General features: G+C 34.6%; 8 protein-coding genes. 2 read left to right on the top strand and 6 right to left on the bottom strand.

Annotated features, from left to right (window positions below; genetic code table 11):
• Positions 1-25: 25 nt before the first annotated feature.
• A complete protein-coding gene (proC, locus tag AOG54_RS07800) occupies positions 26-772 on the bottom strand; it encodes a pyrroline-5-carboxylate reductase (protein ID WP_055032586.1) in 747 nt (248 codons plus the stop codon).
• 149 nt (positions 773-921) lie between these two features.
• Between proC and AOG54_RS07805 the strand changes: the two genes are divergently transcribed.
• On the top strand, positions 922-1,302 hold the full coding sequence (locus AOG54_RS07805; RefSeq protein WP_048101178.1) for a hypothetical protein: 381 nt from the start codon (positions 922-924) through the stop codon (positions 1,300-1,302).
• 28 nt (positions 1,303-1,330) lie between these two features.
• Here AOG54_RS07805 and AOG54_RS07810 read toward each other — a convergent pair whose 3' ends face one another.
• The 5 genes from AOG54_RS07810 to AOG54_RS07830 all read right to left on the bottom strand — a co-directional run bounded on the left by AOG54_RS07810 (position 1,331) and on the right by AOG54_RS07830 (position 8,141).
• Positions 1,331-2,311, bottom strand: a complete 981-nt coding sequence (locus AOG54_RS07810; protein WP_055032588.1) for a homoserine dehydrogenase — start codon at positions 2,309-2,311, stop codon at positions 1,331-1,333.
• A 104-nt stretch (positions 2,312-2,415) separates the two neighbouring features.
• Complete coding sequence (gene gyrA / locus AOG54_RS07815) at positions 2,416-4,788, bottom strand: DNA gyrase subunit A (protein WP_048101180.1); 2,373 nt, start codon at positions 4,786-4,788, stop codon at positions 2,416-2,418.
• Positions 4,789-4,799: 11 nt separating this feature from the next.
• Positions 4,800-6,731, bottom strand: a complete 1,932-nt coding sequence (gene gyrB / locus AOG54_RS07820; protein ID WP_048101181.1) for a DNA topoisomerase (ATP-hydrolyzing) subunit B — start codon at positions 6,729-6,731, stop codon at positions 4,800-4,802.
• Between the two features lie 62 nt (positions 6,732-6,793).
• The gene (locus tag AOG54_RS07825; RefSeq protein WP_048101182.1) at positions 6,794-7,471 is read right to left on the bottom strand and encodes a hypothetical protein; all 678 of its coding nucleotides are present in this window, start codon (positions 7,469-7,471) and stop codon (positions 6,794-6,796) included.
• An 88-nt stretch (positions 7,472-7,559) separates the two neighbouring features.
• Complete coding sequence (locus AOG54_RS07830) at positions 7,560-8,141, bottom strand: hypothetical protein (protein WP_048101183.1); 582 nt, start codon at positions 8,139-8,141, stop codon at positions 7,560-7,562.
• Positions 8,142-8,222: 81 nt separating this feature from the next.
• Between AOG54_RS07830 and AOG54_RS07835 the strand changes: the two genes are divergently transcribed.
• Positions 8,223-8,651: a bis(5'-nucleosyl)-tetraphosphatase gene (locus AOG54_RS07835; RefSeq protein ID WP_055032589.1), complete on the top strand. Its 429-nt coding sequence runs from the start codon at positions 8,223-8,225 to the stop codon at positions 8,649-8,651.
• Positions 8,652-8,711 lie beyond the last annotated feature (60 nt).

An 8,711-nucleotide genomic window follows, 5' to 3' on the forward strand; every position in this document is an offset into this window, starting at 1 on the left:
ACGCCATCAAGGGCACCATTTTTTATCATTTCAACAGCTCCGCCGGGGGGGTTCTTATGTTTCCTTTTTCAAGATAATAAAGGCCAGCAACGGTTGTCCCTCCTGGTGTCATTACCTCATCCCTTAAGTCTGAAGGTGAAATTTTTAATTCCCTGATCAGACTTGCCGTTCCAATAAATGTTTCCAGTGTAAGATATTTAGCAGTATCCTTTGGAATGCCAAGCCTGACTCCAGCAGATATCATTGCATCTATCATTACAGAGATAAAACCAGGGCCACTGCCACTCAAACCTGTTACTGCATCTATATAATCTTCCTTAATTTCAACAGGTGTGCCAAAGGACGATAATATTTCAAGTACTATTTTTTTATTTTCATCATCTAAATTATAATAGCAAAAGGCATTTACTGATTTCTGGACAAGCATGGGAATGTTTGGCATAACCCTGATAACAGGCGATTTATCTAGATATTTATTTATTAAATTAATGGTTATTCCTGCCATAACTGAAATTATAACCTTGCCATTTGCCACATCTTTAATTTCCTCCAGAATTTTTACCGCATTTGATGGTTTTACTGATAATATTATAATATCCCCATTTTTCGCATTTTCATAATTGGATTGAAAAATATTATATCTGCCGTTATTCCATGACTTTAGCCTTTCATATGATCCAGAGCTAAGAAAAATCTCATAATTTTTTAATTTTGCAATTCCAGTTACTATTGATCTACCAACTGTGCCGACACCTATAATTGAAACTTTCATAACTTATAATTGTTATAAAATATATTATTTTGATGATTTTTAACAGGCATTTTTATTAAATAATAGCATTAAATATTTCAGGATAAAGATAATAATTTTAATATAAATATGACAAAGTCTTAAATAATAACATTATGATATCCCCCTTAATGATTATATTTAGCCTGATACTTGCATTAATAGCGGTCTTAATAATGATAGTAATAATATCCATTCCAATGTATATAGCCTCAAAAATAGTGGCCAGGAGATCCACCGCGACACTGGGCAATGCGGTTATTTCAACAATTATGACAGCAATTATAATAATAGTGGTTTATGCAGGACTTCGCCTTTTATTCTTTCCAATTCCCATTCTTGGGACATTGCTTGCCTTTCTAATAACATTTATTATTCTTTTATATGTTTATTCGCAGATTTATAGAATAAGCATGGAGAGGGGACTGCTTTTGGTAATAATGCAGGTATTTATATGGTTTGTGCTATTATTTATAACAGGTGTATTCGCTGCAATGGCTGCGGCAATTTAGATTGCCTTTTTTAATCAATATAAAAAATTTATATTATGAGAAGGTCATTAACAACCTGCGCCGCCGTTTCAAGCGGGCCGTCATGCTTTTCAAAGATTGTTATATCATCATTGTTATCTGTTTTTTCCAGATACCCCATTGACAATGAATCCAGGCATGCAAGTGTTTCTTTTCTGTCCAGCTCAAAAATTTTTGATTCTATTGTAATTTCATTCTCATTTTTAATATGTGATAAAACACGGTATATTTTTCCTGATTCCTTCATGTAATTAATATCTTTTAGGTTTTCAATGCCATCATATTTCACATCATTCAATGTGTAATCCTTATTTAGCAGTGCATTGGCTATTATAACCGTTTTTCTGGCACCGTCAAGGCCATTGGTATCGTCATGGTAATCGGTTTCTGCAATCCCCATGTTCTGTGCAGTTTTTACAGCATCATTAAAATCCAGGCCGGCCAGTAACTGTGATAATACAAAATTTATTGTTGAACTTACCTGACCCTTAAATTCAAGTATATTTGATGATTTTAAACAGTATGAATTTAAATTAAATAGTGGTGTGCCACCACCAACAGAAGATTCAAAAAGTATTCTTTTCTTGTTTTTATATGCACCCTCCATAATCTCCTTCCAGTGAAGTGCCAGAGGGGCCTTATTTGAGGTCACAATATTTTTGCCCGATTCAAAGGCTGATGTGTACAATTTCATTCCTGCAATTCCGTCCTTTGTGGCCGGTGACATATCAACAATAACATCTGATTCAAGTGAATAAATCTCATCGAATTTTATATTTTCTGCCAGTTCCCCAAGCTGGTTCCTTTGCTTGTACATTAGAACCTTTTCCAGATCGAGACCATTTTTATCATATACTGTATTTTTTGAATCAGATACAGAGATAACCTCAATGCTTTTGCCATACCTTTCCATAAATAATTTTTTGTTTTCATTTAAAATACCAAGAACTGCCTTTCCAATATGGCCAAGACCTATAATAGAAACTTTCATTGGTGGTTATTGTAACTAATTTTATAAATATTTCTGGTTTATTTTTTATAAAGATGGTAAAATGCACAATTAAAAGGTTAATAATAAATTTATTAAAATATAAATTATAGAACAGATGCGGCTATGACTGAGTCATCATCATCCAGATTTATTAATCTTACACCTGATGTAACCCTTGATAGTATTCTAATTTCATCCGCACTAATTCTTATTGTTTTGCTCTTCTTTGTTATAATTAATATCTCATCCCCATCCCTAACAGGCAGCGCTGTAACTATAGACCCGGTACGGTCACTTTCCCTAAATATAAGATTACCACTGGATCCACGGTGATGTACTGTAAATTCAGATACCTGTGTTCTCTTGCCCATTCCATTTTCAGTAATTGTTAGTACAGTGTCATCATCGTTTACGAGAAATGCATTTATTACCTCGGCACCGTTTAACTTCATTGATTTAACGCCCCTTGATGTTCTTCCTGTGGATGAAACCTCATCACTTAAAAATATTGCAGCCTTGCTGTTTGATGCAACTATAAATATTTTGGAGGGTTTAACAAGATCTGAAACTGAAACCACCTCATCATCCCTGTCAAGATTAATGATTTTTACACCAGATTCCCGCATGTTAAGTATCTCCCTGACAGGTGTTTTTTTAATAAAACCATTTTTTGTAACTATTATAAGGAATGATTTTTTATCCTCAGGAGACCTCATTATCTGCCTTACTATCTCCCCGTCAAGCAGCTTAAGGAATGTTGAACCGGAAACCCCAACTGCCGTCCTGGATTTTTTCTCTATAGTATATGCCTTTGCACTGAGCACCCTTCCGGTGTTTGTAAAGAAATAAAGGAGGTCATGCGACATGCATGACAGTATGCTTCTCACACTATCCTCACGCCTTGTTACAGTCACAATGCCCCTGCCACCACGCTTTTGTGTATTATACTCCTCAGATGACACCCTTTTAATTAGTCCGTTATTGCTTAATATTAAAATTGACTCCTCGTTTGGAATCAGATCCTCATCATTTCTTTCAACAAGTTCACGGTCAAGTATTTTTGTCCTTCTTTTGTCCCCATAAAGCCTTTTTAGTTCAATCATTTCATTTTTTAGGACCTCCCTTCTTTTGTTCTCATTATTTATTATTTCATTTAATTTTATGATGTTCTCCCTTATTGATTTTAATTCATCCTCTATCTTCTTAATTTCAAGACCTGTTAATCTCTGCAATCTCATTTCCAGTATTGCCACAGCCTGTTTCTCTGAAAGATTTATTTCTGACATCAGCCTGTTCCGTGCCGTATCAACATTTTCGGAACCGCGAATTATTCCTATGACTTTATCTATGTTCTGAAGTGCAATGCTTAATCCAGTCAGTATGTGTTCCCTTTCCCTTAACCTATTTAAATCAAATATTGACCTTTTTTTAATTATTTCCAGCCTGAAGTTTATAAAAGTGTCTATCATTTCCTTCAGGTTCATTGTAACCGGCTGGTTATCCAAAAGCACGAGATTGTTAACTCCTATTGATGTTTCAAGCTGTGTGTGTTCCAGCAGCTGGTTTATTGTTAATTTTTTCTCATCATCGTCCTTAACCTTAATAACTATCCTTATGCCATGCCTGTCGCTTTCATCCTTAATATCCAATATATTGCTGATAACATCATTTTTAACAAGATCCGCCACATTCTGAATATAAACTGCCTTATTCACACCATATGGCAGGCTTGTGATTATTATCTTCTTTTTCTCCTCTGAAATCTCTCCCTGGCACAGGACCTTTCCGTGGCCGGTTCTGTATATGTCAAGCATGTCACTGCTTTTGTAAACAATGCCACCGCCGGGAAAATCCGGACCCTTAATAAAACCTAAAAGTTCATTAACAGAACATTGTGGATTATCAACAGAATATATAATTGCATCTGCAACCTCGTTAAAATTATGTGGTACCATGTTTGTGGCCATTCCCACCGCTATTCCAGATGTACCATTAATCAGCAGCTGTGGTATCTTTGATGGAAAATATAATGGTTCCCTTAATGAACCGTCAAAATTCGGCATGAATTCTACAGTATCCTTATCTATGTCCTGCATCATATCCTCTGCAATTCTCTGGAGCCTTGCCTCTGTATACCTCATGGCAGCCGGGGAATCGCCGTCTATTGATCCAAAGTTACCCTGCCCATCAATTAATGTGTATCTTAATGAAAAATCCTGTGCCATTCGAGCCAGTGCATCATATATTGCCATATCGCCATGTGGATGATACTTACCCATGGTTTCTCCAACAATACGTGCAGATTTTTTGAATGGTTTATCGTGGGTCACATTCAGCTCGTACATGGAATAAAGTATTCTACGCTGTACAGGCTTCAACCCATCCCTGAAATCAGGTATTGCCCTGCTGACTATGACACTCATTGCATAATCTAAATATGATGTTTTAATTTCTTCCTCTATAGGTTTTACAAGCATTTATCTCACCCTCATATGTCAAGATTCTTTACGTACTTTGCGTTTTCCTCAATGAATTTTCTTCTGGGCTCCACCTTTTCACCCATTAATATGCTAAATAATTGATCTGCATAATAGGCATCCTCTATTGTAACCTGCACAAGCTTCCTCGTTTCAGGGTTCATCGTGGTATCCCAGAGCTGTTCCGGGTTCATCTCACCCAGACCCTTAAATCTCTGTATTATTACATTGCCACCAAGCTTTTTAATCAAATCATCCTTTTCATCCTCGAAGAAAACATAGTGTATGTCATTCCCCTTTTGAATTCTGTATAATGGAGGCTGGGCAAAATATACATGGCCCTGATCAATAAGATCCTTCATAAATCTGTAAAAGAATGTTAGCAGGAGTGTCCTTATATGTGCACCATCCACATCCGCATCGGTCATTATTATGATTTTATTATACCTTAAATTCCTTATATCAAATTTATCCTTTATATTCGTTCCTATGGCTGTTATTAAATTTTTTATTTCCTCATTTTCAAGAGCCTTATTGTCATTTGCCTTTTCGACATTAAGTATTTTACCCCTCAATGGGAGTATTGCCTGGAATTCCCTGTTTCTTGCCTGCTTTGCAGATCCACCTGCAGAGTCACCCTCAACTATGTATATTTCCGTTATTTTTGAATCGTCTGATGAGCAGTCTGCAAGCTTACCGGGAAGGCTTCCGCTCTCAAGTGCAGTTTTTCTCCTTACAAGGTCCTTGGCCTTTCTTGATGCCTCCCTTGCAGCTGATGCAGCAAGAACCCTTCTTATAATGGCCTCAGCAACAAGGGGAAATGATTCAAAGTATTCCTTAAGGTATTTTTCTGTTATTGATGAAACAATATTTTTAACTGCACTGTTCCCAAGCTTTTCCTTGGTCTGTCCCTCAAACTGTGGATTGTACATCTTTACATGCAGCACTGATACAAGACCCTCCCTGGTATCATCTCCGGTAATCGCTGAAACCCCCTTTATTAAATTTTTATTCTTTGCATAGTCTATAATTGCCCTTGAGACGCCGGTATGAAAACCTGTAAGATGCGTGCCGCCCTCCGGTGTTTTTATGTTATTTACAAAGCTTTCTGATATTTCAGGGACATCGTTATTATACTGCATGGCGAATTCAACGGTGTAATCTTTATATTCTTCATAGCAGTGTATTGGATCCTTATTTATTACCTCCTTTCCCTGATTTAAATACTGCACATATTCTACCAGGCCACCATCGAAATGAAATGATTCTGATTTGTTTGTTCTAAAATCTGATAAATTAATTGTAATTTTTGGATTAAGAAATGCAAGGTCCATTATCCTTTCACTTATGACGCTGTATGAAAAATCTGTGCTGTCAAATATTTCCTTATCAGGATAAAATTTTATTATTGTTCCATGTTCTGGATATTTTATAACAATATCTTTAATATTTTCATCATTTTTTGCCTCATCAGGGGTTAATGTAACCAGACCTGACACAGGAATGCCCCTCTCAAATCTTTCATAGTATATCTTACCATCTTTTTTTACAAGGGCAATTAAGTATTCTGAAAGTGCATTAACCACATGAACTCCCACACCGTGAAGGCCGCCGGTAACCTTATATACCTTTTTATCAAATTTTGCACCGCTATGAAGCTCTGTCATAACGATTTCCAGGCCCGGCCTGTTATACTTAGGATGTATATCTACAGGAATTCCCCTTCCATCATCCTCCACAGATATTGATCCATCCCTATATATTACAATATTTATATTGGATGCAAATCCTGCCATGGATTCGTCTATACAGTTATCTACTACCTCATAAACCATGTGGTGCAGGCCCTCTGTCCCAGTTGAACCTATATACATGCCAGGAACCTTTCTGACAGCCTTTAAACCTTCCAGTATTTGTATCTGTGATGAATCATATTTATCCATACTAAATCCTATAATAGATGCAATCTATACTTATAAAGTTTATACAGAATCAATGTTTATAATTATTGTACCTCATTTAAAATTTTTATGAGCCCCTTTTTGTCACCCGGGGTGGATAAAATAACCGCTTTTATTCCATAAGATTCAAGTGCATCACAGTAATCCTTTAATGAATTTTCATTTATGTATGGCTGTTTTATTGATCCTATGGTTTCTGAATTTCTTTCTGTTTTTATGATAATATAAGGAATTATTTTAGATGCATCTAAATTTTCAAGCATTTCCGGTTTTTTAAGATTAAGGGCAAGATAAAATGATGCATTTGATTTCATTCTTTCCTTTATTTTTGCATAACTGTAGGAAAAACTTATTATCAATCCCGCATTAACATTACTTTCAGCAGCAATTGATGCGGCGGTTTCAGATGATATCTCATTTAATCTTTTTCCATATTTTGGTTCATCACCCATGGTAAAAACAATTGATGATTTAATCATTTTTGCAGCTTTTATAATTGAATGTACATAAAGTTCACCAACGCTGTTAAGAGCTTGATTTATAATTATATCCTTTTTAAAATATTTTTCCCGTATCATGTATCCTATTAGAATCGGCGGTATTTTTGGATAACCAAGTGGATTATCAGGTATGTTAAATCCATCAAAGCCCTCCATGTTTTCTATTTCTGATTTTAAATTATGTTCTTTTACGAATGGATAAATTTCTGCCAGAAGTCTCATTATTTTGTATCAACATAACCAAATATAGATTTTTGGAATTTATATAAATAAATTAATACTTTTATTTTAAAATGATTCCAGGTAATATTTATTTTGAAAATTCCAGTAATTTCGTTGATTTTTTTGATAATATTGCCAGAATTGCATCATTATTTTTTTTATCAAGCTCCTGTAATGCACCCTGTGGCTGTATGCTTACCATATTGTCCTTTAAATCATTGAATGAAATGGAATTCCTTAAAAGTGCGTCTATGTAATATCCGGCCTCGTTAATTCCTGAGGATAAAATTTTTTCAAATGCATTAATTTTAATCTCGCATATATCTCCAAACAGATAAACCTTTGAAAATTGCAATCTTAAGGGTCTAAAATTATCTCCATAATCAGGAATTATATCTGATTTATCCAGAATATATTTACCGGATGCGAATCCAAAGCCAATTATTCCTGTTTTAATTTTATATGGCATATTTATATATTCGGTATGCATCGAATGGAGCAAAAAAACACTTGAATTTACATCTATTTTATTATACATGGATTTTAACCTTGGTTTATCCCTGAACCCCCATGTTCCGGTATAAAGGAAGTTAAGCCAGTCCTCCGGTGGACCTGTTAGTTTAATAAAATTTTTGTCCATTAATAAAGTATTAAGATTCTCATCTGACATTTTTAACTTATTTTGTATGTTTAATTTATATTTAAAATTTAAAAATGCCAAACAATATAAGGGATACAACAATCAGTAATCATGGAGCTTAATGAATACAGTTACGGCATTATACTTTATAAAAAAAATTCCAGTTTAAAGTTTTTGCTTTTAAAAAGATCTGAGGGGTGGCTTGATTTCCCTAAGGGGCATATTGAAAAAAATGAGACAGAAATTGAGGCTGCAATCCGGGAAACATTTGAGGAAACTGGAATTAAAATTAATCCTGATGATATTGATAGGAAATTTTCATATTCAATGTGCTACAAATTTCAAAGGGGAAATGATATGGTAATAAAGCATGTAAAAATGTTTTTATCACAGATAAATGATAATGCCAGTATTAGGATTTCTGCGGAGCATTCAGGATATATATGGCTTGATTATAATGATTGCATGAAAAATTTAAGCCATGAAAATCAGAGGGAAATGATCAAAAATGTATATGAATATTTAAATATTCGAAAATAAATTGTATTAAAACCTATACTTTTTTTAAAATTCTTTCAGTTTTTTCATTCTCATTATATA

Source organism: Acidiplasma aeolicum (assembly GCF_001402945.1).
In the GTDB taxonomy this organism is placed as follows: domain Archaea; phylum Thermoplasmatota; class Thermoplasmata; order Thermoplasmatales; family Thermoplasmataceae; genus Acidiplasma; species Acidiplasma aeolicum.

Coding starts and splice junctions, on each gene's coding strand:
- proC (WP_055032586.1), bottom strand. CDS start 772: ATGAAAGTTTCAATTATAGGTGTCGGCACAGTTGGTAGATCAATAGTA.
- AOG54_RS07805 (WP_048101178.1), top strand. CDS start 922: ATGATTATATTTAGCCTGATACTTGCATTAATAGCGGTCTTAATAATG.
- AOG54_RS07810 (WP_055032588.1), bottom strand. CDS start 2,311: ATGAAAGTTTCTATTATAGGTCTTGGCCATATTGGAAAGGCAGTTCTT.
- gyrA (WP_048101180.1), bottom strand. CDS start 4,788: ATGCTTGTAAAACCTATAGAGGAAGAAATTAAAACATCATATTTAGAT.
- gyrB (WP_048101181.1), bottom strand. CDS start 6,731: ATGGATAAATATGATTCATCACAGATACAAATACTGGAAGGTTTAAAG.
- AOG54_RS07825 (WP_048101182.1), bottom strand. CDS start 7,471: ATGAGACTTCTGGCAGAAATTTATCCATTCGTAAAAGAACATAATTTA.
- AOG54_RS07830 (WP_048101183.1), bottom strand. CDS start 8,141: ATGTCAGATGAGAATCTTAATACTTTATTAATGGACAAAAATTTTATT.
- AOG54_RS07835 (WP_055032589.1), top strand. CDS start 8,223: ATGGAGCTTAATGAATACAGTTACGGCATTATACTTTATAAAAAAAAT.